Source organism: Pseudomonas sp. efr-133-TYG-23, assembly GCF_030209215.1.
In the GTDB taxonomy this organism is placed as follows: domain Bacteria; phylum Pseudomonadota; class Gammaproteobacteria; order Pseudomonadales; family Pseudomonadaceae; genus Aquipseudomonas; species Aquipseudomonas rhodesiae.
This window is the reverse complement of sequence record NZ_JARVSL010000001.1, coordinates 42,433-66,528: the sequence shown is the minus strand read 5'-3', so window position 1 is coordinate 66,528 and position 24,096 is coordinate 42,433. Positions and strand designations below refer to the sequence as shown.

The 24,096-nt window shown below is 59.8% G+C and carries 27 protein-coding genes; 13 read left to right on the top strand and 14 right to left on the bottom strand.

Annotated elements, in window-relative coordinates:
* The first annotated feature begins 104 nt into the window (after positions 1-104).
* A complete protein-coding gene (locus QRN41_RS00295; RefSeq protein ID WP_034096509.1) occupies positions 105-362 on the top strand; it encodes an AbrB/MazE/SpoVT family DNA-binding domain-containing protein in 258 nt (85 codons plus the stop codon).
* Positions 359-754 carry a type II toxin-antitoxin system VapC family toxin gene (locus QRN41_RS00290; protein ID WP_034137423.1) on the top strand — a complete coding sequence of 132 codons (396 nt, stop codon included), beginning with the start codon at positions 359-361 and terminating at the stop codon, positions 752-754. The genes QRN41_RS00295 and QRN41_RS00290 overlap by 4 nt, the downstream gene beginning before the upstream one ends.
* A 7-nt stretch (positions 755-761) precedes the next feature.
* Here the strand turns inward: QRN41_RS00290 and QRN41_RS00285 are convergent, their stop codons facing one another.
* The 4 genes from QRN41_RS00285 to QRN41_RS00270 form a co-directional block, all read right to left on the bottom strand.
* Positions 762-1,091 (bottom strand): YXWGXW repeat-containing protein, encoded by a 330-nt coding sequence (locus QRN41_RS00285; protein WP_034096507.1) that lies wholly within the window; start codon positions 1,089-1,091, stop codon positions 762-764.
* A gap of 132 nt (positions 1,092-1,223) precedes the next feature.
* Positions 1,224-2,117: a DMT family transporter gene (locus QRN41_RS00280; protein WP_052229532.1), complete on the bottom strand. Its 894-nt coding sequence runs from the start codon at positions 2,115-2,117 to the stop codon at positions 1,224-1,226.
* 23 nt (positions 2,118-2,140) lie between these two features.
* Complete coding sequence (locus QRN41_RS00275) at positions 2,141-2,950, bottom strand: 2OG-Fe(II) oxygenase family protein (protein ID WP_285421038.1); 810 nt, start codon at positions 2,948-2,950, stop codon at positions 2,141-2,143.
* 181 nt (positions 2,951-3,131) lie between these two features.
* Positions 3,132-4,124, bottom strand: coding sequence for a hypothetical protein (locus QRN41_RS00270; RefSeq protein WP_285421037.1), 993 nt, complete (start codon positions 4,122-4,124; stop codon positions 3,132-3,134).
* 124 nt (positions 4,125-4,248) lie between these two features.
* Here QRN41_RS00270 and QRN41_RS00265 point away from each other — a divergent pair, with 124 nt between their 5' ends.
* Entirely contained in the window at positions 4,249-5,097 is an 849-nt protein-coding gene (locus QRN41_RS00265) for a LysR family transcriptional regulator (RefSeq protein WP_285421036.1), read from the top strand.
* A gap of 69 nt (positions 5,098-5,166) precedes the next feature.
* On the opposite strand, the gene mqo is transcribed toward QRN41_RS00265, so the two are convergent.
* A complete protein-coding gene (mqo, locus tag QRN41_RS00260; protein ID WP_285421035.1) occupies positions 5,167-6,813 on the bottom strand; it encodes a malate dehydrogenase (quinone) in 1,647 nt (548 codons plus the stop codon).
* Positions 6,814-7,316: 503 nt separating this feature from the next.
* Here mqo and QRN41_RS00255 point away from each other — a divergent pair.
* Positions 7,317-8,504, top strand: a complete 1,188-nt coding sequence (locus QRN41_RS00255) for an MFS transporter (RefSeq protein ID WP_285421034.1) — start codon at positions 7,317-7,319, stop codon at positions 8,502-8,504.
* A 96-nt stretch (positions 8,505-8,600) separates the two neighbouring features.
* Here QRN41_RS00255 and QRN41_RS00250 read toward each other — a convergent pair whose 3' ends face one another.
* Positions 8,601-8,819, bottom strand: a complete 219-nt coding sequence (locus QRN41_RS00250) for a hypothetical protein (RefSeq protein ID WP_082238613.1) — start codon at positions 8,817-8,819, stop codon at positions 8,601-8,603.
* 206 nt (positions 8,820-9,025) lie between these two features.
* Here QRN41_RS00250 and dusA point away from each other — a divergent pair, with 206 nt between their 5' ends.
* Together dusA and tal are read left to right on the top strand one after the other, a co-directional pair.
* Positions 9,026-10,012 carry a tRNA dihydrouridine(20/20a) synthase DusA gene (gene dusA / locus QRN41_RS00245; RefSeq protein ID WP_034137417.1) on the top strand — a complete coding sequence of 329 codons (987 nt, stop codon included), beginning with the start codon at positions 9,026-9,028 and terminating at the stop codon, positions 10,010-10,012.
* Positions 10,013-10,286: 274 nt separating this feature from the next.
* Positions 10,287-11,213: a transaldolase gene (tal, locus tag QRN41_RS00240; protein WP_034096500.1), complete on the top strand. Its 927-nt coding sequence runs from the start codon at positions 10,287-10,289 to the stop codon at positions 11,211-11,213.
* Positions 11,214-11,374: 161 nt separating this feature from the next.
* Here tal and rssC read toward each other — a convergent pair whose 3' ends face one another.
* Positions 11,375-11,857 (bottom strand): anti-sigma factor antagonist RssC, encoded by a 483-nt coding sequence (gene rssC / locus QRN41_RS00235; protein WP_003172602.1) that lies wholly within the window; start codon positions 11,855-11,857, stop codon positions 11,375-11,377.
* Positions 11,857-13,038 (bottom strand): two-component system response regulator RssB, encoded by a 1,182-nt coding sequence (rssB, locus tag QRN41_RS00230; protein ID WP_034137416.1) that lies wholly within the window; start codon positions 13,036-13,038, stop codon positions 11,857-11,859. Before rssB ends, rssC begins: the two co-directional genes overlap by 1 nt.
* A 277-nt stretch (positions 13,039-13,315) precedes the next feature.
* Here rssB and QRN41_RS00225 point away from each other — a divergent pair, with 277 nt between their 5' ends.
* The gene (locus QRN41_RS00225) at positions 13,316-13,612 is read left to right on the top strand and encodes a PilZ domain-containing protein (RefSeq protein WP_285421033.1); all 297 of its coding nucleotides are present in this window, start codon (positions 13,316-13,318) and stop codon (positions 13,610-13,612) included.
* A 62-nt stretch (positions 13,613-13,674) separates the two neighbouring features.
* On the opposite strand, the gene QRN41_RS00220 is transcribed toward QRN41_RS00225, so the two are convergent.
* Complete coding sequence (locus QRN41_RS00220; RefSeq protein WP_034096497.1) at positions 13,675-14,364, bottom strand: MlaA family lipoprotein; 690 nt, start codon at positions 14,362-14,364, stop codon at positions 13,675-13,677.
* Positions 14,365-14,560: 196 nt separating this feature from the next.
* On the opposite strand from QRN41_RS00220, the gene pcrP reads away from it, so the two are divergent.
* Together pcrP and QRN41_RS00210 are read left to right on the top strand one after the other, a co-directional pair.
* Positions 14,561-15,169: an HAD superfamily inactivated hydrolase PcrP gene (pcrP, locus tag QRN41_RS00215; protein WP_094064615.1), complete on the top strand. Its 609-nt coding sequence runs from the start codon at positions 14,561-14,563 to the stop codon at positions 15,167-15,169.
* Between the two features lie 110 nt (positions 15,170-15,279).
* Positions 15,280-15,546: a DUF4404 family protein gene (locus QRN41_RS00210; RefSeq protein ID WP_094064616.1), complete on the top strand. Its 267-nt coding sequence runs from the start codon at positions 15,280-15,282 to the stop codon at positions 15,544-15,546.
* A gap of 136 nt (positions 15,547-15,682) precedes the next feature.
* Here QRN41_RS00210 and queF read toward each other — a convergent pair whose 3' ends face one another.
* Both queF and copI read right to left on the bottom strand, forming a co-directional pair.
* Complete coding sequence (gene queF / locus QRN41_RS00205; protein ID WP_034096494.1) at positions 15,683-16,513, bottom strand: NADPH-dependent 7-cyano-7-deazaguanine reductase QueF; 831 nt, start codon at positions 16,511-16,513, stop codon at positions 15,683-15,685.
* Between the two features lie 68 nt (positions 16,514-16,581).
* Positions 16,582-17,100 carry a copper-resistant cuproprotein CopI gene (copI, locus tag QRN41_RS00200; protein WP_285421032.1) on the bottom strand — a complete coding sequence of 173 codons (519 nt, stop codon included), beginning with the start codon at positions 17,098-17,100 and terminating at the stop codon, positions 16,582-16,584.
* 156 nt (positions 17,101-17,256) lie between these two features.
* On the opposite strand from copI, the gene QRN41_RS00195 reads away from it, so the two are divergent.
* Both QRN41_RS00195 and QRN41_RS00190 read left to right on the top strand, forming a co-directional pair.
* Positions 17,257-17,937, top strand: a complete 681-nt coding sequence (locus QRN41_RS00195; RefSeq protein ID WP_094064618.1) for a heavy metal response regulator transcription factor — start codon at positions 17,257-17,259, stop codon at positions 17,935-17,937.
* On the top strand, positions 17,934-19,289 hold the full coding sequence (locus tag QRN41_RS00190) for a heavy metal sensor histidine kinase (RefSeq protein WP_285421067.1): 1,356 nt from the start codon (positions 17,934-17,936) through the stop codon (positions 19,287-19,289). Before QRN41_RS00195 ends, QRN41_RS00190 begins: the two co-directional genes overlap by 4 nt.
* A 99-nt stretch (positions 19,290-19,388) precedes the next feature.
* Here QRN41_RS00190 and QRN41_RS00185 read toward each other — a convergent pair whose 3' ends face one another.
* From QRN41_RS00185 to QRN41_RS00175, 3 genes are read right to left on the bottom strand one after another with little or no spacing between them, the layout of a single operon-like run.
* Positions 19,389-20,633 carry a lipoprotein-releasing ABC transporter permease subunit gene (locus QRN41_RS00185; protein WP_167416529.1) on the bottom strand — a complete coding sequence of 415 codons (1,245 nt, stop codon included), beginning with the start codon at positions 20,631-20,633 and terminating at the stop codon, positions 19,389-19,391.
* A gap of 58 nt (positions 20,634-20,691) precedes the next feature.
* The gene (lolD, locus tag QRN41_RS00180; RefSeq protein ID WP_162830773.1) at positions 20,692-21,375 is read right to left on the bottom strand and encodes a lipoprotein-releasing ABC transporter ATP-binding protein LolD; all 684 of its coding nucleotides are present in this window, start codon (positions 21,373-21,375) and stop codon (positions 20,692-20,694) included.
* A 7-nt stretch (positions 21,376-21,382) separates the two neighbouring features.
* On the bottom strand, positions 21,383-22,633 hold the full coding sequence (locus QRN41_RS00175) for a lipoprotein-releasing ABC transporter permease subunit (RefSeq protein WP_034096489.1): 1,251 nt from the start codon (positions 22,631-22,633) through the stop codon (positions 21,383-21,385).
* Between the two features lie 94 nt (positions 22,634-22,727).
* Here QRN41_RS00175 and QRN41_RS00170 point away from each other — a divergent pair, with 94 nt between their 5' ends.
* Together QRN41_RS00170 and QRN41_RS00165 are read left to right on the top strand one after the other, a co-directional pair.
* Positions 22,728-23,312 (top strand): PilZ domain-containing protein, encoded by a 585-nt coding sequence (locus QRN41_RS00170; protein WP_285421031.1) that lies wholly within the window; start codon positions 22,728-22,730, stop codon positions 23,310-23,312.
* A gap of 44 nt (positions 23,313-23,356) precedes the next feature.
* Positions 23,357-24,079 carry a glycerophosphodiester phosphodiesterase gene (locus QRN41_RS00165; RefSeq protein ID WP_034096487.1) on the top strand — a complete coding sequence of 241 codons (723 nt, stop codon included), beginning with the start codon at positions 23,357-23,359 and terminating at the stop codon, positions 24,077-24,079.
* Positions 24,080-24,096: the final 17 nt, after the last annotated feature.

Below are 24,096 nucleotides of genomic sequence, written 5' to 3'. Positions count from 1 at the left end.
GGACTAGGTTTTGACCTACCCCACTTTTAACTTGAGCAGAACACGCTATGGACCAACGGACCTTGTCCTCCATCATTCCTTACCTTAGGGTAAGGAATACCCCGATGGAGCTCTTTGCTATGGCCACCGCCACCCTCACCTCTAAAGGACAAATCACGATCCCCGTGCAAGTCCGTACCGCCCTTGGCCTGGAAACCGGCGACCGCGTGGAATTCGTCGAGATGGAAGACGGCCGGTTTTCAATCGTTGCAGCGAGTAAAACCGTTCGCGATCTGAAGGGACTGATCCCAATGCCAGCCAAAGCGGTCTCGCTCGATGACATGAACCAGGCCATCGCCGCGCAGGGAGCTAAAGCTCGATGATCGGGTTGGATACCAATGTCTTGGTGCGCTACATCACCCAGGACGACCCGGTTCAGTCCGCTCAGGCGTCCGAATTGATCGAATCCCTCACTACAGTGTCTCCAGGGTTTGTCAGCCTGGTGTCGGTAGTGGAACTGGTGTGGGTCCTGCAGAGCTGCTACGCGTGCGCCAAGCGTGACGTGGTCAGCGTGCTGGAAACCCTGCTGCGCACCCGCGAGTTGACCCTGGAACATGCCGAAGTCATCTGGCAGGCGCTACGCAAGTTCAGCGTCGGCAAGGCCGATTTCGCCGACTGCCTGATTGAGCGGTGCGCCCATGGGGCCGGCTGTGAATACACCGCGACCTTTGACGCTAATGCCGCCAAGGCAGCCGGCATGAAGCGCCTGGGCTGAGCCGGGCTCAACGCACCCAGCCACCAATCTGCCAGTGAAAGCCATCACTGCGCTGCACCCAATGCGGATGCACATAGCGATAGCCTTCGCGCACTGGCTCCCAGTGGCCATGGACCGCCACATAGCGACCGCCCTCCCAACGCCAATAACCGCGAGACCAGATATAGCCATAACGTGCCGGCGGTTCGACTTCGACCACTTGCACCGGCGGCGGCTGCGGCGCCACCACCTCGACATATTCCCGTTGCACCGGTCGGCGCTCATGCACCACACGCTCTTGCACACACCCGGACGCAGCCACGACCACCGCCGCCAATGCCGCATAACGTAGCAACATACAAACCCCTCGGGCATTAGCGCCCAACACCTGCCGCTGTCAAAAATCCCCCCGTTGCCGCAGCCATGCTCCTGCGTGGCCATGGACAATTTGTAACAGGCGATATCTGTCGGCTTGCTGAAGCTGAGGGCATCACGATGTGCAGGCGACGGTCGGTCGCTTGAGCCGAACCAGAATCAGACCGGCGACGACCACCGCAATGCCGGCATAGGTGGAGGCGAGAATCGCATCGCCAAACATCAACGCCGCCCACACCAAGGTCACTGGCGGCTCCAGGTAAACCAGCACTGCCACATGGGTCGCGGTCATGAACCGCAGCAGCATCCAAAGACTCAAGTAGGCAATGAAGGTCGAGAACACCGTCAGCCAGACAATCGAGATCAGTACCTCAGGCTCACGGGGAATGCTCAGGGTGTCGGTATACAACACCGCAGCGGTAAACCCGATCAGCGTCAGCAGCGATTGGATAAACAGCGGCAACACCAGGCCCGTGCTGTGTTGTTGCGCAGAACGGCGCTCATACAGGGTTGCCAGGGTCAGCCCCAACGCCGACACCAGCGGCAACAGATACATGACCAGGCCAACACTTCGCCCGCTGCTGCCGTATTGCCCCGAGATGACGATCGACACGCCGACAAACCCGATCAGCAACCCCAACCACTGCCATCCACCACTGCGCTCCCCGGCGTTCCCCGTTGACAGCGCCGCCGTCATCAACGGCTGCAAGGCCGCGATAATGGCCGCGATCCCCGGCGGCAACCCGTTCTGGATCGCCACGTAAACGCAACTCAAGTAGAGAAACTGCGAGAGAAACCCGATCACCGCGTGATGACGTATCTGCGCCCAGGAAACCTTGAGCAACCGCACATTCAAGAACACGCCCAGGCACAGCGAGACCAACAGAAATCGCCAGAACAGCAGGTTGAATGCACCGGCACTCTGCGCGCCCAATTTGGCGCCGATAAAGCCCGAACTCCAGGACAGGACGAACACCGCCTGCAGGAGCAGCAGCTTCACATAACCCATGCCAGGCGTGCCGTGAGTGGCGCTCACGGCGCCACGCTCAACGGATCGAGATCGGCGAAGGTAATCGGCTCGATGCCCAGCCGCTGGTACTGCTCGTGGGCCGGCCGCACCAGGTCGTGCTGTAAACGGAACCACGGTCGGATCGTCCTCAAGACCCCGTCGTCCGAAGCCAGGTGCCAGAACTTGTTCACATCCTCCTGGCTATAAGGGCAATGAAACGATAGCACCAACGACATACGACGACCGCGCGTAAGCGGACGCACTCCATGGAACACACGGCTGCCGTAGATATACACCGCATCACCACTGGATTTGACCGAGCAACTGCGCACACGCTGATCCAGCTCCTCGACATCGAACTGTTCAGCGGTGCCATCGAAGTAGACGAACTCGCCGCCGTCATACTCGTCGGACTCAGACAGCAGAATATTCAACACGAAACTGGTGCCGTCGGTGTGCCACATGCCGATCTGCGCCTTGTCGTGGTGTGCCTGGGGCGGATAGAAATAGTTGACCTGGGAACGCGCCCGCGGGAACGGATGGGGCACCAACGGAACCCCGGCAATGCGCGATACCGCCAGCAGAAAGGCCCGACTGTTCATCATCTCGCGTATCAGTGTGGACGACTCTGTGACGCCGCGGGTGCGGTTTGAAATGATCCAGTCACTGGTGCTGGAACCCGCCTCCAACTGATAACAGGCACGCCGCAGTTGGAGGATGCCCTGCTCGCTGAACAGCCCCGATACCTGGGCCAAGGCCGTCAATTGTTGAGGCGTGGAAACCGCCAAGGGCGAGTCCACATAACCCAAGTCCGCAAGGGTGCGGCTCCCCATGAGACTGGGCCCATCCGTTCGCAAATAGCTGTCACGCCAAGGTTGCAACGTATCGAGCAATGCGCCCGGATGTTTACAACGGGATGTGGGGGCCAATGACGCCTGCAAGGCTGATCTGACGCGCGCGAAGCCTTGGGCGAATACCGGTAGCTCACTTTGTCTTTTCATGGTGATGCCTCACTCAATTGACGGCCGCGTGATCCGCGCAATATTCCGACAGCTGAAACAGCACGCTGCCGTCACCGCTGCAGTACTCGCCGATGACTCGGCAACCGCCGTAGTCCTGGCGTACGCGGGTAAATTGTTCGCGGGTGTACTTCAAACAGACATTGGTCAACAGGTAGCCCTGTGCCGAGCCTTTGCTGACGGGCAACAAGGTGGCGGCAACGCGGTAGCGATCCACCCCGTGCTCGATTTCTGAAACAACCACTTCGTGCTCGCCGGTTTTCTGGAAGCCGAGCTTCATGCCGATCAGGTCGGAGAATCGATACATACAGTCGTGCCGGTAAAAGCGCTGGATGTGTTCGTCGCCCTGGGCAGTGGACAGTTGCATCTCCGAAAGCACGTAGGTTCGCGCGCCACCAATACGCCGTAGGATCTGTCCGATGGTGTCGGGCAGTTCATTGCCTTCCTGAAACCCCAGCATGGTGATCAGCGTCACATCCTGCCCGCAGTCGATGTGACGCCTGTACAGCGAGCGAAAATCCGTCGATAAGTAGCGAAACCCTTGCGGCGCTACGAGCAATGGCTCGACCGATCGGCGCATGACCCCGTGTGATGCCTGGTTGATATCAACGGCGGTGTAATGCAAGGGCTCAGCGCCGTTCTCCAGCAGGTGTCGCATCAGCGCGCAGGTTTTGATCGGCTCAGGGCCCAATTCCACATAATGCAAGCGGTCTTGACCGACCAGCTCCACAAGGTCATCCGCCACCGCGCGCAACAGTTGACCCAATGCGCCCTGGCCACAGGGCGCGGCGCACAGATCCACGCGGTCGACGCCCTCCTGATTCAGCGAGGTCATCAGGTGCAGGATTTCTTCGCTGACCAACCGGTCCCATTCCGATAAATCAGCGCCTGTGGCCGCGTATTTAGCGGCATTTTCAACCGTCCATATCGGGCTTTCAAAGCCGTGGTTGTTCTTCAACGACGACACCACCAGCTCATTGATATCCATAAGCGCTCCCTTTCTTATTGTTATCAGGCACCCACCGGCGTACCTGCTTGACCCAAAGCCTAGGGAGCGAGCATGATTTTGTATATTTGAATAATCTGCACAACTGATCCTTAAAAGAAGAATCATGAGCAAACAATTGAATGTCGACCTGCTGCGCACCTTTCATGCGGTGGCCCGTTTTCGGCGCTTCAACGAAGCCGCCCAACATGTGCACCGCAGCGCCTCGACGGTCACCACGCAGATCCAGAAGCTCGAAACGTTGATCGGTCAGCGTTTGTTCATTCGCAGCAATCAGGGTGTGGAGCTGACGATGTATGGCAAGAAGCTGCTCAGCGAAACCACTGACTTCCTCAAGAGCCATGACCGACTCCTCGCTTCCCTGACCCCACAACGCATGCAGGGGAAAATTCGCCTGGGCTTGCCGGACTCCTACGCACCGGCCTTTATGCGAGACTTCCTGCCGCAACTGATCGCCGACAATCCGCTGCTCGAACTGGAAGTCGAAGCCCGATCCAGTGGTGAATTGTTCACCATGTTCAGCCGTGAGCAGATCGATCTGGCGTTGATTGTCAGCGCTCAGCCGTTGGAACAAGGGGAGCTGTTGGGGTCGATACAACCGGTGTGGGTGGTTTCCGAAGATTTCAGAACACCCGAACAGGCGCCGCTGCCAATCGCCGTGCAATTGAACGGTTGCCCCTACCGCGCCTCGGCCATGCGGGTGCTCAAGGACAACGGCACCTACTACCGGGTGCTACTGGAAAGCGCGAGCTCCACGGCAGTGGAGGCGGCCATCAGCTGCGGCCTGGCCGTGGGCATGATCGAAGAAAGTCGCATCAGCGCCGGGCTGACTAAAAACATTCCAGGGGTGCAACTGCCCGAACTGCCACGCCACCATCTCTACTTGCTGTCCGATAGCGCGAACTACCTGGCGCTCGATCTGCATGAGCAGTTAAAGCAGGGCTTCACCCTTTGACAGATGCCCACAAAAAAGCCCGCTGACCGTTACCGGTTCAGCGGGCTTTTTTGTGTCTTAAAGCATTTTTTACAGCGCCAGGTCAGACGCCGGCTTGCTTGGCTCGGCCGCAGGCTTGGCAGCCTCGGTAGCCGTTGGCGCCGACCGCTGTGGGATTGCAGGCGGTGGTGTCAGTTGCAGGACTCCGGCGGTGTAGGCCCATTCCTTGGCAACCGCTTCCGGGCTGTCGTTCAGCTTGGTGCCATAGCTCGGCACGATCTGGTGCAGTTTTTCCTGCCAGGCCGGGGTGGCGACCTTGTCCTTGAACACTTTCTGCAGCACGGTCAGCATGATCGGAGCCGCGGTGGACGCGCCTGGCGATGCACCCAACAGGCCAGCGATGGTGTTGTCGGCGGAGCTGACCACTTCGGTGCCGAGTTTCAGGACGCCGCCCTGCTCTTCGTCACGCTTGATGATCTGCACGCGCTGACCGGCCTGCCACAGACGCCAGTCGGATTGCTTGGCGTTCGGGAAGTACTCTTGCAGCGCCTTGAAGCGGTCGTCATCGGACAGCATCAGTTGGCCGGCGAGGTACTCGACCAGTGGGTATTCACGAATACCGACTTTGGTCATTGGCCAGATGTTGTGGGTGGTGGTGCTGGTCAGCAGGTCCAGATACGAACCTTCCTTCAGGAACTTGGTGGAGAAGGTCGCAAATGGGCCAAACAGGATCACGCGTTTGCCATCCAGCACACGGGTGTCCAGGTGCGGCACCGACATCGGCGGCGCGCCGACCGAAGCTTTACCATAGGCTTTGGCCAGGTGCTGCTCGGCGATGGTCGGGTTCTCGGTCACCAGGAACGAGCCACCCACCGGGAAACCTGCGTATTCCTTGGCTTCAGGAATGCCGGACTTTTGCAGCAGGTGCAGTGCACCGCCGCCAGCGCCAATGAACACGAACTTGGCGTCGGTTTCAGTCTTGGTGCCGTCTTTCAGGTTTTTGTAGCTGACGCGCCACGAACCGTCATCGTTCTTGGTGATGTCCTGCACTTCGCTGGACAGCTTCAGATCGAACTTCGGAGTGGTTTGCAGGTGCGCGACGAACTGGCGCGTGATTTCGCCGAAGTTCACGTCGGTGCCGATCGGGGTCCAAGTGGCCGCGATTTTCTGGTTCGGGTCACGCCCTTCCATCATCAGCGGCACCCATTTGGCGATCTGCGCCTGGTCTTCGGAGTACTGCATACCGGCGAACAGCGGGCTGGCCTGCAGGGCTTCGTAGCGTTTTTTCAGGAACTTGATGTTGTCATCGCCCCACACGAAGCTCATGTGCGGTGTGGAGTTGATGAACGAACGTGGGTTCTTCAGCACGCCCTGCTGGACCTGCCAGGACCAGAACTGACGGGAGATCTGGAACGCTTCGTTGATCTCGACCGCTTTCGGGATCTCAACGTTGCCGTTCTTGTCTTCGGGGGTGTAGTTCAGCTCAGCCAGGGCCGAGTGGCCAGTACCGGCGTTGTTCCAGCCGTTGGAGCTTTCTTCGGCGACGCCGTCGAGACGCTCGACCATCTCCATCGACCAATCCGGCTCCAGCTCGTTGAGCCATACGCCGAGGGTCGCGCTCATGATGCCGCCGCCGATCAGCAGCACATCGACTTTCTTAGGCTCTTGCGCTTGCGCGGTCGTGATCCCCATCGACAACGCCAGCCCCAGCAGGGCAGTGTTAACTTTCTTAAACATCCGTAGCACCTATGATAAAACGCCATCCGCCCCGCAGCCCCTGCGCCTGGGCACGCCGCTATCGCGCTGCGCCAGGCAACGCACCGCGAGGTGTGCACAGTCATTTCAGGGTCGCAGGGTGGGCACACAAAGCCGACGTATCGACTTCACTTTTATGTCCCTTCTGCGCTGACTTCTTATCATTATTGGCTTCAGCTACCCGGCGACAGCCGCCCGTCGCAACGTATACAGGAATACGTTGCGGGAACAGACCAGACCAGGACGGCGCGCAGAATATCACGGCAAAAGGCCGTTATGCGCTGTTTGGCTAATTGACAACGCCAAAACAACCGCTTTAGCGCGCTGGATCGGCCACAGTGTCAAGCCTGACGGGCGCGACGTGGGGTCACAGCCTGGCAATCGCGCGGGAACTCTGGTGCAAATGGCTGTTCTAGACACCTTCGTCGTTGCTTGCGTAGCATCGGCGGCTGTCCTTCGTGCCCCTCATCAAAATAGAGCGATTCATGTCTATCCAGCAAACACCCGGGCATGTGCTGCCCGCGCGCAGTGCCGCCAAAATGGAAGCGGCCATGGCCGTGGGCGCGTTCGCAATCGGCACCGGCGAATTCGCCATCATGGGCCTGATGCCCGACATCGCCCATAACCTGAACTTGAGTGAACCCCAGGTCGGCCACGCCATCAGCGCTTATGCGTTGGGCGTAATGGTCGGCGCGCCGCTGCTGGCGATCCTCGGCGCCAAATTGCTGCGCAAACACATGTTGCTGTTGCTGATGGGGCTGTATGCGTTGGGCAATCTGGCCACGGCGTTTACCCCGACCTTCGGTTCGCTGGTAGCGTTTCGCTTTATCAGCGGCCTGCCCCATGGCGCCTACTTCGGTATTGCCGCCGTGGTGGCCTCCAGCATGGTGCCCACCGACAAACGCGCCGGCGCCGTGGCCCGCGTCATGATGGGCCTGACCCTGGCCATGCTATTGGGCAACCCCATCGCCACCTTCCTCGGCCAGTACCTGGGTTGGCGCTCGGCGTTTGCACTGGTGAGTGCGATTGCTCTGTGCACCATCGCTCTGGTCTGGCAGTTCGTGCCCCACCGCCATGACGAACAACGCAGCGACCCGCGCAAAGAACTGCGCGCCTTCACCAAACCCCAGGTCTGGATGGCCCTCGCTATCGGCGCCATCGGCTTTGCCGGGATGTTCTGCGTATTCAGCTACCTGGCGCCGACCATGCTGGAAGTGACCAAGGTGTCGCCCCAGTGGATCCCCTTCGGCCTGGCGGCCTTCGGTGTGGGCGGGATCATCGGCAATATCGCCGGCGGTAAGCTTTTCGACCGCCTGCAATTTCGCGCGGTGGGTCTGATATTGGTGTGGTCGATGGCGGTGCTGCTGTTCTTCCCCGTCGCCGCATCCTCGTTATGGGGCGTGCTGCTAAGCATGGGCCTGGTCGGCACCATGGTGTCACTGGCCGCACCGCTGCAAATCCGCCTGATGGACATCGCCCACGAAGCCCCCAGCCTGGCAGCGACCTCCAATCATGCGGCATTCAACCTGGCGAACGCCCTGGGGCCATGGTTCGGCGGCATGGCGATCACCGCCGGGTACGGCTGGACCAGCACCGGCTACATCGGCGCCGCCACCGCACTGGTCGGCCTGGGCATCTACCTGATCGCCCGCCGCATGCAAGGCGGCCACTAACGTCACCCGCTCCGCTGGAGATCAAACTGTGGGAGGGGGCTTGCCCCCGATAGCCAGTGGGCCAGTCAATACACCACTGACTGACCCACCACCCCATCAATCATCATGCAACAACCCCGCCCCATACTCCCCATAACTGCTCCCCAACCCACTGCCGCCAAAATTCATCTTGGCGGCTTTGTTGGGGCTGTGGTCGCCAAAGGCTTGGCACCCGCCTGAAAAACACGGGTCGCTGCTGACAGCAGAAGACGATGAACACGCGCTCAACAACAACGCACCGGCGATCAACACGACTTTGACAAGGTTTGAAGTCATTTTCGGTTCCCTAGGGGCTGGAGGCTCGGCGGTCCTCGCTTGAGCAGATCGTAGACCTACCGGGCAGAAACGATGATGAAACTTTAATGCGCGACAGGGTGGGTTCAGGCTCCTGCCGGACGGAGACGAGGCTCTTGAACGCGCAACGTTTCGGATGCATCCCTGATAAACTGCGCCCCATTCGCCTCGCTGACTCAGATCCCCCCATGCTCTTACAACCCGCTCCACTCTCCCGCCGCTTCTCCGTCGCCCCGATGATGGATTGGACCGACCGCCACTGCCGGTTCTTCCTGCGCCTGCTCTCCAAGCACGCCTTGCTCTACACCGAGATGGTCACCACCGGTGCGATCCTGCATGGCGATCACGAGCGCTTCCTGCGTCACAACGAAGCCGAGCACCCGCTGGCGCTTCAACTGGGCGGCAGTGTTCCCGCCGATTTGGCGGCCTGTGCGCGCATGGCCGAGGCGGCTGGGTACGATGAGGTGAATCTGAACGTCGGCTGCCCCAGCGATCGTGTGCAGAACAATATGATCGGCGCGATCCTGATGGCGCATCCGGCGCTGGTGGCCGATTGTGTGAAGGCGATGCGTGATGCGGTGTCGATTCCAGTGACGGTCAAGCATCGCATCGGTATCAACGGCCGCGACAGCTATGCCCAGTTGTGTGATTTCGTCGGGACAGTCAACGAGGCAGGCTGCACCAGTTTTACGGTGCATGCGCGTATTGCGATTCTTGAAGGCTTGTCGCCGAAGGAAAACCGCGACATTCCGCCGTTGCGCTATGACGTGGCGGCGCAGTTGAAGCAGGACTTTCCGGCGTTGGAGATCGTGCTCAATGGTGGGATCAAGACGCTTGAGCAGTGCCAGGAGCATTTGCAGACGTTTGATGGGGTGATGCTCGGACGTGAGGCATATCACAACCCCTATCTGCTCGCGGAGGTGGATCAGCAATTGTTTGGCAGCGAGGCGCCGGTGATCAGTCGTGCCCAGGCGCTGGCGCAGTTGCGCCCCTATATTGCTGAGCATCTGGCGAGTGGTGGGACGATGCATCACATTACTCGGCATGTGTTGGGCTTGGGCACTGGTTTCCCTGGGGCGCGCAAGTTCAGGCAGTTGTTGTCGGTGGATATTCATAAGGCGGCGGATCCGCTGGCGTTGCTGGATCAGGCTGGGGCTTTGCTGGAAGGGCGTTGATGGGATTGCTTGCAGGGGGCAGCCAAGCGTGGATTGGCTGGCGCTGCTATCGGGGGCAAGTTCCTCCCACATTTTGACCTGGTTTCGTCAGCAGGTATTCGGGCAGTTGGGTTGAACCTGCGGGCGCTTTTGTCCTCCTATTGATCACCACGGCCGGTAATTCAAACGGCTGTTTTCAGGTTGTTGCCCTCGCAAACGATCGAACGCATTTGCGCCCTTGAGCGCTTGTTGGCGCTCGGGTAATGTCATCAGACCCATAGGACAGAGCACGCCCATGACTTCCAAGCTGGAACAACTCAAGCAGTTCACCACCGTCGTAGCCGATACCGGCGATTTTTCCACGCTCGCCAAGCTCAAGCCGCAGGATGCCACCACCAATCCTTCCCTGCTGCTCAAGGCCGCATCGATTCCAGGTTATGCCAAGCTGTTGGATGAATGCGTGCAGGACTGCAACGGCGATGTAGGCCTGGCCAGCGACCGGTTTGCGGTGGCGGTGGGTCAAGAGATTCTCAAAGTGGTACCGGGCCGTATTTCCACCGAGGTGGACGCCCGTTTGTCGTTCGACGAAGGCGCGATACTCAAGCGTGCGCATCGCCTGATCGACCTGTACGAAAAAGCCGGCGTTGGCCGTGACCGTGTACTGATCAAAATCGCCTCCACCTGGGAAGGTATTCGCGCTGCGGAAAAGCTGGAAAAAGAAGGCATCCAGACCAACCTGACGCTGCTGTTCTCCTTCGCCCAAGCCGTGGCCTGTGCCGAAGCCGGTGTGTTCCTGATTTCGCCGTTCGTGGGCCGCATCTACGACTGGTACAAGAAAGCCAATGGCAATGACTACACCGGCGCCGACGATCCAGGTGTGCAGTCGGTGACGCGCATCTACAACTACTACAAGGCCAATGGCTACAAAACCGTGGTCATGGGCGCGAGCTTCCGCAACCTTAGCCAGATCGAAGAACTGGCCGGCTGTGATCGCCTGACCATCAGCCCGGACTTGTTGGAAAAGTTGGCGGCGGATGAAGGCAAGTTGGAGCGTAAGTTGTCGCCAGGCCATGCGGGCGAGGCGCGCGTGCATATGACTGAAGCGCAGTTCCGTTGGGAGTCCAACGAGGATGCGATGGCAACCGAGAAACTGGCCGAGGGTATTCGCCAGTTTGCGCGGGACCAGGAGAAGCTGGAGGCACTGCTGTCCGCTAAGCTGTAAACGGCGGAGGCGACAAAAAGGGCGGGACCTGTGAGGGTACCGCCCTTTTTTGTGTCGATGTCTCAGGCCGATGTCATTTCAACAGGGGAAGATACATTGACTGACACTGCGTTATCGGGGGCAAGCCCCCTCCCACAATGGGGCGAATGTTAGGCAGAGGCTCAGTGGCGCTCGAGGGCGTTGACCAGATCGTGGAAGGCTTCGCGGTTGGATTCGTTGAGGCCCATGAGGATCTTGTGCGCCTCCAACACCTTGACCCGCACTACTTCCTCGGACTGGTCCTGGGAGGGCAGGTCAGTCAGGCATTCCGGGCAAGGTATCGGGCGATCGACGATGTTGAACACCTGATCGAAGCCCATGGATTGCAATAGACGGGTGATGTCCTCGTGGGTCGTCACCACCGTCGGCAACAGGCCGACTTTCTGGCGCGACAGAATGGACAGCTTGGCCAGCAGCCCCAGCGTGGTGCTATCGATACTGCGGGTTTCGGTCAGATCGATCACGATCGCCGAGAAGTTCAGCGCAGTGAAGATCCGCTCAATCGTCGCATCCAGCGCCGAACACAAGGTCAGGCGCACTTCACCGACAAACTTCAGGACAAACGTCCCGTCTTGCTCGGCGAATTGGATTCTTCCGGTACTCATCAAAGATTCCTGCTCAACACCAGTAGGGCGATATCATCCGGCATCTCCCCCAGCGTGGCCAATCCAAAAACCTGCCGCAAGCCATCCAGGCTGCCGCCCGCCGACTTGACCCGTTGGGGCAAGGCAGCTTCTTTCTCTTTGAGTGTAGGCTCTGGAAGAAGATCCAAAATGCCGTCGGACATCAGCGTAAGACTGAACGTCGGCGGCAGTTCCAGAATATGGTCTTCGTAGGTGGCTTCATTGAACAAGCCTACGGGCAGGCCACGGCCTTCCAGGTAACGCACACTGTCGGGAGTGTATAAAACAGGCATCGGCAGGTGACCGCCGATACTGTAGGTCAAAAGACCGGTTTCTTCGTCAATCACGCCGCCAACCATCGTCACATGCTTGCCCAGCTTGCAGCTGATCAGGCCTCGATTGATGTGGCCCAGTACCTGTGAAGGAGTGAACTCCGGCAAGGTGCCATTGCGCTTGGATTCAAACAACAGCCGTGTGGTCATGAATTTCAACAGCACGGTCACAAAGGCGGATGAAGCACCGTGGCCGGACACGTCCGCCAGGTAGAACGCAACGCGACGCTCATCGACGCGGAAATAGTCGACAAAATCTCCCGACAGGTACAGCGACGGGATGATCTGGTGGGCAAACCGGAACTCATCGATCGTCCACGGGCTTACCGGCAGCATGTTCATCTGTACCTGACGACCGGCGTTCTGGTCTTCCTGCAGCAGATTCAGGCTGGCTTCCAACTCGCGGTTGGCGGTTTCGAGCTTTTCACGGTAGCGCTGGTTTTCCAGCAGCAGACGCGCACGGTCCAGGGCACGGCGTACCGAGTGCTCCAGCACCGCCAGGTCTTCCAGGGGTTTGATCAGGTAATCGGCGGCGCCCAGGCGCAAGGCTTCGACGGCATCATTCATCACGCCAGCGCCGGACACCACAATCACCGGCGTCTGCGGCGCCAGCTCGGCGACTTGGCGAATCAGCTCAAGGCCACCCATCTGGGGCATGCGCAGGTCGCAGATCACGAGGTCGGGCTTATCGCGCTCGAACACCTGGAGACCCTGTTGGCCATTACTGGCCTGCAGGACGCTGAAGCCACTGTCTTCCAAATAGGCCGCGAGGCTCGCGCGCACTACTTCGTCGTCATCGATTATCAGCAGCGTGGCACTGGTTTTTTGCATGTGGGCAAACGGCGCCAGAATTAGGTTGGCGTAGGCGGCGCGGCAATGGCCGGGCTCATACTACTGGATTCGCTTTCTAGCCTCTCTGTCCTACAAAGCATAGGCCTTTTGCCCACGCACAACTGTAAAGCAGAGGTGCCCTTCTAAGGCGCAGACGGTACTCCCATCCGCCAGGTGTTTCAAGCTCATGCCGATGGTCGCCGGGCGTCTTTACACCGCAAATCACCGGGAGTTATAAGAACAGCCAAGACCACAACACAAAGTAAGGATGAAACCGATGAGCGACCGAGAGCGCGACTACGCCGAAAAACGCGATTTCATCCGCATGCGGGTGGGTACCAATGTGTCTTTGATCCACGCAGGCCAGGAAATTGAAGGTGTGTGCCTGGACCTTTCCAGCTCCGGTATGCAGGTGCAGGCGCCTCGTCAATTCAGCGTCGGTGACCTGCTAAGCGTGCGCATTGACTCCGAGCACGCAGCACTCAAGGGCCTTGAAGCCGATACCGAGGTGGTTTGGGTCAACGCGCAAGACGAGCAACAGAAGCTGGGGCTCAAAATCTTGAAAATGAGCTGAAAAGCGCGCACAAAAAAGGCGACCCTACAGAGGTCGCCTTTTTCATTTCAATATGTCACAGCTTAAAAGTCGTCAACCACCTTGCCATCTCGAACCTTGAACTCGCGGTTCTGCAGGTAAGCATTGCGGATGAAGGTGTACTTGTCACCGGTGATCAGCTTCTCGCTGTCGAGCAAGCTGGCACGGGTGTCGATGATGTTCAGGCCCATGGTGCTGTTGCGCCAGTCGATATCGTTCATATAGCGATACGGCTGGGTGTAGCTATCGACATACTTGGACGGTGCATCACGCAGCGTACTAGGCCCCAACAGCGGCAGCATCACGTACGGACCGCTACCCACGCCCCAGTAACCCAAGGTTTGGCCGAAGTCTTCATCACTGCGTTGCAGCCCCATTTTGGTGCCGACATCAATAAAGCCGAGCACGCCAAATGTGGTGTTGACCAGCAAACGGGCCGTATCCACACCTGCGTTATGGGGCTTGAGTTGCAGCACGTTGTTGGCCAGGTTGCCGACATCGCCGATATTGCGGAAGAAGTTATGGATGCCGTCTTCGACAAATTGCGGGGTGATCCACTGATAGCCTTGAGCCAAAGGCTTGAGGGCGTAGGTATCAACCGTGTCGTTGAATGTGAAGATCGGGCGGTTGATGCTTTCCCATGGATCGTCTTCCGATGCAGCCTGTACGGCGAACGGCGCCAGCATCACAGTGGCACACACCGACAGCTGAGCGAAATAATGGCTCCAGCGCATAGCTTTAGCTCCTTGAATAGTCTGTCATGGGCGCTATGCCCTGAATAAGGCCGTTAGTATATGACGGAAGTATCCAATTAGGCAGCCGCTAGGAAACGACATACGCAAAATGGACAAAATTCCTACAATTAAATAAAGCTGTCATCGCCTTGTCATCCCGTCTCGATAGCGTTTGAGCTATTTCAGGGACGTCGACATGCCACACGCCGAAATTGCCAACGCCAGCGCTCCTACCCTGACTGCCGTGTTGTTCGGCCTGAGTGGCTGCCTGGTGGACTTTGGTTCCCAGGCGCGCACCGACTCATCGTCGCCACACTCCCAAGCCACCCCAGGCGCTCTGAACGTCCTACGCAGCCTGAAGGAACAAGGCGTACCGTGCGCCTGGTTGGATGAGCTGCCGCCTACCGTGACCACGCCATTGGCAGCCGTACTGCCGCACTGGCTGAAGGCCGCGACGCCCTCTTCGATCCGCTGGCCGGCGCCCCATGCCTGCTGGCAAGCCTTGATGGAGTTGAATATCGAGCGCTTGGAAGGCTGCGTACTGGTCAGCGGCGAGCCACGCCTGTTGCAGTCAGGCTTGAATGCCGGACTGTGGACCATTGGCCTGGCCTCCTGCGGCTCGCTGTGCGGCCTGGCACCCGAGCAATGGCAAGCGCTCAGCGAACAGGAACGCGAGTACAAGCGCGGTAAAGCCACCGTGGCGTTGTATGGGCTGGGCGTGCACTCGGTGATCGATCACCTCGGCGAACTCGGCACCTGCCTGGCGGACATCAGCCTGCGCCAACTCAAAGGCGAGAAGCCCTGATCGAGATCATGCACAGTCGCCTCCAGTGAATTAATCTACGAGTAAGTCCGTAGACCTTTCCCGGCGTGGCGCGGTCTATGCCAGTGCCTATCGATAAAAGGAAGAATGTGATGCCTGATCGCGAGAAGTTAAAACAGCAGGCCGATATAGTGAGCAAACAACTGGAAGAGCATCCAGATTTGCCCCTCGAAAAGCGCCAAGCACTGGAAAAACTGGTTGCCGATTTGAATTTTCAACTTCAAATGGAACCGGGCGCCCAGTCACCCAGCATTGCCGACGATTTCAACAAAGCGGCGATCGAGTTTGAATCCAGTCATCCCGGGCTGGCTGGAACGTTTCGCAATATAGTCACTACCCTGGGCAGCATGGGCATCTAACCCGAGCCCAAGCCGAACCCAAAACCAAGTGTGGGAGCTGGCTTGCCTGCGATACCGACGTATCAGTCACTGGATAAATGACTGAAAGATCGCAATCGCAGGCAAGCCAGCTCCCACAGTATTTTTGGGTAAAGGCTTACTGACGCGCGAGCCTCATATTTAAGAACTGAGTATTCTCGGTGCTTCGATATGGGTTGATGTCCAACCCACCCCGCCGCACATACCGTGCATATACCGTTAGCTTCTCCGGCTTCAGCAAACGCTGCACATCCAGGAAAATCCGCTCCACGCACTGCTCATGGAAGTCCGAGTGCTGGCGGAAGCTCACCAAGTATTCCAGCAAACTGGCGTGATCCAGCGCCGCCCCCCGGTACTCCACCACCACGCTGCCCCAGTCCGGCTGACTGGTGACCGGGCAATTGGACTTGAGCAAATGGCTATGCACGCTCTCCTCGACGATGCGCGATGCATCACAGCGCAGCAGCTCTGGGCGCGGATGCTCGTAACTGCTGACCTTGATATCCAGATCGTCAATGCAGACACCCGGAAGCGCCTGTACGCCTTCGGCTTCCACGTCGGCCAGGCTGCGGATGCGCACGCCCACCGGTTTGCCGGCCGCCGCGCTGAGGTCGGCGCGCAGGGTCGCTTCCAGGCTCTGGCTATCGGCAAAAGCACTCTGGTTCAACGAGTTGAGGTACAGCTTGAAAGACTTGGATTCGATGATGTTCGGCGAATCGGCGGGGATACTGAATTCACCGATGGCCACCACCGGTTTGCCCGATGGCAACAGCCACGACAGCTCGAAGCAGTTCCAGAAATCCACGCCTTGGTACGGCAGGGTTTCGGCGCTAAGGCCCAGCTCGGCCCACTTGGCGGCGCGGGGAATCGGGAACAGCAACGACGGAGTGTAAGTGGAGATGTATTCACTGGACTTGCCCAGCGGCGAATGTTCGGCTGCGGGATGCATGGCGGAAACCTGGCTAAATAAACCGCGCCAGTCTAACAGCCTTGCCCCCGCCTTTGCGCCTCAGCCGCTTACTGGCTGACGTTGACCTTACCCACCATGCCGGCCTGATAGTGGCCCGGTAGGTTACACGCGAACTCCAGGCCAGTGGCTTGCTTGAAGGTCCACGTCAGTTCAGCCGTCTTGCCCGGCTCCACCAGCACGCTGTTGGGATCGTCATGTTTCATCATCCCACCGTGCCCCATGGCGCTGTGGTCCATTTTTCCCATGCCGGTGGCGGTGAGCATGCCGCTGGCCTGCATCTGGAACATTTCCTTCTGGTGCTGCGCATGCATCGCCGCGTCGCCCAGGTTGAATTCGTGCAGCAGGTTGCCTTTGTTGACCACTACGAAACGCACTGTCTCTCCGGCCTTTACATCGATGGATGCTGGCGAGTAGGCAATGTCCTGCATCGTCACTTCCACGGTACGCGTGGCTTTGTCGGCCGGCGCCGGCTGGCCGAACGCATAGGTGGAAGCCCCATCGGCCAGCGCATCGAAGCTCAACGCCAACAGGCAGCCCGCCAATAGCAGGGGTGTACGCAATGCCATCGCTATTCTCCAAAAAAATGTAATCCGCTTGAGACGCACTCTAAGATGGCGCCGCTGCCAGCCAGCTGACTGCTAGATTACAACTTTGTCAGGTTGCGCCTTTGCCCTGGCGCCCACGGTATAAAGCCCTTCGTTACCCGTTGCCTAGAGCCGCCCATGAAACTGCTGATCGTCGAAGACCAACCAAAAACCGGCCACTACCTGCGCCAGGGCCTGGCCGAGGCAGGTTTCACCACCGAATTGGCGATCGATGGTACTACCGGGCAGCACCTGGCATTGTCCGGTGACTACGACCTGTTGATCCTCGACGTCATGCTACCGGACCGCGACGGCTGGCAAATCCTGCAAGCGGTGCGTGCCGCCGGGCTGGATGTGCCGGTACTGTTCCTCACCGCGCGTGACGCCGTGGAAGACCGCGTGCATGGCCTGGAACTGGGCGCCGATGATTATCTGGTCAAACCGTTCGCCTTTTCCGAACTGCTGGCCCGCGTGCGCAGCCTGTTACGACGCGGTAGCAGTGCGCCCCAGGAGACTGCGCTGCAGTTGGCCGACCTGCGCCTGGACCTGATCCGCCGCCGCGTCGAACGCGACGGCCAACGTATCGACCTCACGGCCAAGGAATTCTCCCTGCTCGAATTGCTGCTGCGGCGCCAGGGCGAAGTGTTGCCCAAGTCGCTGATTGCCTCCCAGGTGTGGGACATGAATTTCGACAGCGATACCAACATCATCGAAGTGGCGATCCGCCGTCTGCGCCTGAAAGTCGATGACAACTTCCCCAATAAACTGATCCACACCGTGCGCGGCATGGGCTATGTGCTGGAGGAGCGGTGCAATTGATCCGCCGCCTGTCCCTGGCAAGCCGCCTGGCGCTGTTGTTTGCCGCCTGTACTGCGGTGGTCTCGCTGTTGGCCGGCGTGCTGTTCAATCGAGCCAGCGAGGCGCATTTCCTGGAGTTGGATCAGCAACTGCTGGACAGCAAACTGATGGCGCTACGCGGCGCCCTGCAAGGCGTCGATTCCCCGCAGGCGTTCGCTCAACACCAAGCCCCTTTGCACGCCGAACTCAGCCGCCAACCGGACCTGACGCTGCGTGTCACGGCTGCCGGCCAGCGCTGGTTTGACAGCACAGCGAGCCTCACCCTGCCGGAATCGCCCGGATTGCATAGCCTGCGACAGGCCGGCACGGACTATCGGGTGCTCAACGCACCGCTGATTGCGGGCCAGGCCGGTTCGCCGCAACTGAGCCTGCTGCTCGATATCACCCACCATCAGCATTTCCTGCAACGCATGCAGCATTTGATCTGGCTTACCGTCGGCCTCTCGGCACTGGCCACCGCCCTGCTCGGCGCCTGGGCTGCGCGCAGCGGGTTGCGGCCTCTGCGGCGCATGGGCGAAGTCGCGGCCAGTGTGTCGGCCAATTCCCTAACCCAGCGCCTGCCCCAGCAACATATGCCCGCCGAACTGGCGGAGCTGGCCCAGGCCTTCAATGCCATGCTCGGTCGCCTGGATGACGCATTCCAGCGCCTCTCGGCGTTCTCCGCCGACATCGCCCATGAACTGCGCACGCCGCTGTCGAACCTGCTGACCCACACCCAAGTCATCCTCACCCAGCCGCGCCCGCTGGAAGATTATCGCGAGGCGCTGCACAGCAACCTGGAAGAACTGCAATGGATGGCGCAGTTGGTCAACGACATGTTGTACCTGGCCAAGGCCGACCATGGGTTGCTCACGCCCAAGCGCGAGCCCCTGGCGCTGGCGGATGAAGTGGAGGCGCTGCTGGAGTTTTTTGCGCTGCTGGCCGAAGACGCCAATGTGCGCCTGGTGCGTGAGGGCGCTGCCCAAACGCGCGGCGATCGCGGCATGTTGCGCCGGGCGTTGTCGAACCTGCTGGACAACGCGCTGCGCTTCACCCCGGCCGGGGGCGAAGTGCGGGTGACGATGCTTGAGGATGCGCACGGGGTGAGGTTGGCGGTGGAAAACACTGGCGATGGCATCCCGGCGCCGTTGCTGCCGAGGTTGTTCGACCGCTTCTACCGGGCAGATCCAGCGCGGCGCGAAGGCAGCAGCGAGCATGCCGGCTTGGGCTTGGCGATTACCCAGTCGATCGTGCGAGCCCATGGGGGGCGGATTTTTTGTGAATCCGCGGCTGGAGTGACAAGGTTTGTGATTGAGTTGCCCAGGGTAAATTGATGCAAGATGGGCCGGCCCTATCGGGGGCAAGCCCCCTCCCACACCTTGAATGCCGTTCTTATGTGGGAGAGGGCTTGCCCCCGATAGCGGTCCAAATAATTACGAATATCTCAGCGCATGGGCCGGCTCGATCTTCGCTGCGCGATACGCCGGGTAGATCGTCGCCAGAAAGCTCAGCACAAAACCGGCCGAGCAGATCAGCAGCACGTCGCCGCCCTGCAGCTCGGAGGGCAGGTTACTGACAAAATACACATCCGAACTGAAGATATGCTGCCCGGTCACGCGCTCCAGCCAGCCCACCAGTTCGCTCACGTTCAGTGCCGCGATTACGCCGAGTACGCCGCCGATCAAGGTACCGACGATGCCGATCACGGTGCCCTGCACCATGAAAATCGCCATGATCTGCCGCGGCGTGGCGCCGATGGTGCGCAGGATCGCGATGTCCGCGCCCTTGTCGTTCACCACCATGATCAACGTGGCGATGATGTTGAACGCGGCCACGGCGACAATCATCAGCAGCAACAGGCCGATCATGGTTTTTTCCATTTTCATGGCGCTGAACAGGCTGCCCTGGGTGTGGGTCCAGTCATCGGCCTTGTAGCCCGCGCCCAGGCTGGCGGCGATATCCGCCGAAACCTTGGGTGCCGCGTACAAGTCTTTCACCGCCAGACGCACGCTTTGCACCTGGTTCGGCTGCCAATGCTGAATCTCGGCGGCGTCGGCCATGTTGATCAAGGCCATGGAGCCATCCAGCTCGGCGCCGACCTTGAAGATCCCCACCACATTCAACCGCTGCATGCGCGGGGTGATGCCGCCCGGCGCGCTGCTGAGTTCCGGCACGATCAGGGTCAGCTTGTCGCCCACATTGAGGCGGAAACGCCGCGCGGTGATCTCACCGACCACCACGCCGAACTCGCCGGGCCTCAAGTCTTCCAGTTTGCCGCGCACGATATGCTGGGCCACGATCGACACCTTGCCTTCCTGGGCCGGGTCGACGCCGCTGATTTCAATCGGCTGCATGGCACCCTTATAGGAAAACATGCCGTCCATTTGCGTGAAAGGCACCGCAGCGGTGACCTGCGGGTTCTTCATCGCCGCGGCGGCCACTGGCTGCCAATCGTCAATGGGCTTCACGCCGACAATGGTCGCATGGGGCACCATGCCGAGAATGCGCGAACTCATTTCGCGCTGGAAGCCGTTCATCACCGACAGCACCACGATCATCGCCAGTACGCCGAGGGCGAGGCCGATCATCGAGGTCATCGAGATAAACGAGACAAAACGGTTGCGGCGCTTGGCGCGGGTATAGCGCGTGCCGATAAAAATCGATAACGGTCTGAACATTCGCGGGCACCGTTGGAAAAATAGAAAACCCGGCATCATGCGCCGGGCTTGAAACAGGTCAGATGGCGACCAGATGACCTTCCTGCAAGTGCAACACGCGGTCCATCTGCCGAGCCATGCTCATGTCATGGGTCACCACCAGGAACGCGGTGCGCATCTGGGTGCTCAGTTCCAGCATCAGGTCCTTGATGCCCTGGGCGGTGTGCGAATCGAGGTTGCCGGTGGGCTCGTCGAGCATCACCAGGCCCGGGTTGTTCACCAGGGCACGGGCAATGGCCACACGCTGACGCTCGCCGCCGGACAACTCCGCGGGTTTGTGCTCCAGGCGATGGCCGAGGCCGACACGCTCCAGCAGCGCCGTCGCACGTTGACGGGCCTCGGGGATCGCGGTTTTGCCGATCAGCAATGGCATGCATACGTTTTCCAGAGCAGTGAACTCCGGCAACAGGTGGTGAAACTGATACACAAAGCCCAGCGAGCGGTTGCGCAACTGGCCACGGGCTTTCTCGCCCAGGGCCGACAACTCTTCACCGGCCAACCAGACGCTGCCCTGGGACGGTGTATCGAGGCCGCCCAACAGGTTGAGCAAGGTACTTTTGCCGGAACCGGAACTGCCGACGATCGCCACGCGCTCGCCCGGATGCAGTTCAAGCTGCAGGTTGGACAGCACCACCACGGACTCCGGGCCTTCCTCGTAGGATTTGCCCAGGTTGCGGCAGCTCAGGATTGCTTTTTCACTCATGCCCGATTCACTCATAACGTAAGGCCTGTGCTGGCTGGGTACGTGCCGCGCGCCAGGCTGGATACAGGGTGGCAAGGAAACTCAGGACCAACGCCGCGCCGCCTACCATCAACACGTCCTGGGTCTGGACCTGGGACGGCAGATAGTCGATGAAGTAGACGTCGGCGTTGAGAAACTTGTGGCCGATCAGGGTTTCCAGAGCGGCGATGGCCGCGCTGACGTTCAACGCAGCAAGGATCCCGACGGCAGTGCCGATCAAGGTACCGACCACACCGATCACGGTGCCCTGCACCATAAAGATCGCCATGATCTGACCCGGCGTGGCGCCGAGGGTGCGCAGGATGGCGATGTCGCCTTTTTTGTCGTTCACCACCATCACCAGGGTGGAGATGATGTTGAACGCCGCCACGGCAACGATCAGCAGCAACAGCAGACCGATCATGGCTTTTTCCATGCGGATGGCCTGGTACAGGTTGCCGTGGGTGCGGGTCCAGTCGCGGGCGTAATACTCGGACTCGCCCAGGTGCTGGGCAATTTCCCAGGCGCCGCGCGGGGCGTCGAACAAGTCACTGAATTTCAGGCGCAGGCCCTGCACCTGGTCCGGCTGCCAGCGATGCAGGCGCGCCAGGTCGGTGAGGTTGGTCAGACCGAGGTAGCCGTCGATCTCGCCAGCGCCGACGTGGAAGGTGCCGACCACGGTAAAACGCTTCATGCGCGGAAACATGCCGGCCGGGGTCACCGTGACTTCCGGGGCGACGAAGGTGAGCTTGTCACCGATACCCACGCCGAGCTTGGCCGCGGCCTTGTCACCGATAACGATGCCAAAACTGCCCGGGGCCAGGTCGTCGAGCCGGCCCTGCAACATGAACTGGTCGATGATCGAGACCTTGCGTTCCTGGGCCGGGTCGATGGCGTTAAGCAGGATCTTCTGCACCTTGCCGTCGTTGGTCAGCAGCCCCTGCATCTGGGTGAACGGCGCAACCGCCACGACCTTGGGGTTCTGCTTGACCTTATCGGCCAGGCTTTGCCAATCACTGATGGGCTCACTGGCTTCGATGGTCGCGTGGGGCACCATGCCCAGCACGCGGGTGCGCATCTCATGATCGAAACCGTTCATCACCGACAGCACCACAATCATCACGACCACGCCCAAGGCGAGCCCGATCATCGAGGTCAAGGAAATGAACGACACAAAATGATTGCGACGCTTTGCACGGGTATAACGCGTGCCGATAAATACGAAGAGAGGTCTGAACATGTCGGGGCTTGTTCGGAGGAAAAGAAGACGTCCCGGTGGCGGGGTCTGGTAAGCAGCTTTACACTCAGACCATTACCGCCAGCAGGGGTTCGCCATGACGACATTAGATGAAGAAGAGCGCCGCGAATACTACCGTATCGACGACATGATCGCACTTCAAATCAAAAGCCTGTCTGCCCCTGAAGCAGCGGGCAAGGAAGTGTTGCTGGATGATTCACCGCTGTTCAACCTGCTCAGTGAATTGCACCTGAGCGAATTCGAAGCCCAGCACCTGTTGCGCCAGATCAGCGAGAAAGATCGAAGCCTGGCGGCCTTCCTCAAAGTCCAGAACAAACGCCTGGACCTGCTCAGCCAAGTCATGGCGCTCGGCCTGCTGGACGAAGTGGGCGCGCCGCAGCCCGTGATCATCTCCGAAGGCGGCATCGACTTCCAATACCCCTCATCCTTGCCTGTGGGTGCCCACCTGGCGGTCAAGCTGGTGCTGATGCCCCAGGCGCTGGGCCTGTTGCTGCGCGCCAAGGTCACCCATTGCGACGCCAAAGGCGATGGCTTCGACGTCGGCACGGAATTCGAATCCATGACCGATGCCCAACGCCAGTTGCTGGCGCGCTACATCCTGCAAAAACAAGCCCAGGAGCGGCGCCTGGCGCGGGAAAAAAGCGACGCCCAGGCCACCTGAATTCGTATACACCCCGCCGGACGATCTGGCGAAAAGGAGCAACTGTGACCCTGATTTACGGCCATCGCGGCGCCAAAGGCGAAGCACCGGAAAACACCCTGACCAGCTTTCAGCAATGCCTCAAGCACGGTGTACGCCGCTGCGAACTGGACCTGCACCTCTCCATGGATGGCGAACTGATGGTCATCCACGACCCGACCCTCAAGCGCACCGCCGACCGGCGCGGCAAGGTGGTCGAGTATTCGGCGGCCGACCTGGTGAAAATGGACGCGCGCAAGGGCGGCCCGGGCTGGGTCTCGCCCTGCCCTATCCCGCGCCTGGAAGAACTGTTCGAACAATGCGATTTCGATCACTGGCAACTGGAAGTCAAAAGCGCTTCGCGCACCCGCGCCGCGACCACTGTGTTGGCGATCCGCGAGATGGCGGTGCGCTTCGGCCTGATGGACAAGGTCACCGTTACGTCCAGCTCAAGGGAAGTGCTCAAGGCGGCGGTGGAACTCACCCCGGACCTGTCGCGCGGGCTGGTGGCCGAATACGCCTGGCTCGACCCGCTGAAGGTCGCGCAGAACTATGGCTGTGAGTACTTGGCATTGAATTGGACGTTGTGCACCCCCGAGCGCCTGGCCAAAGCCCAGCGCCAGGGTTTGCACGTATCCGTGTGGACGGTCAACGAACCCGCGCTGATGCGCAGGCTCGCCGACTTCGGCGTAGATAGCCTGATTACAGACTTTCCCGGTTTGGCCACTGCCACCCTCGGGAATTACTGAAATCGGTCTCCCCGGCC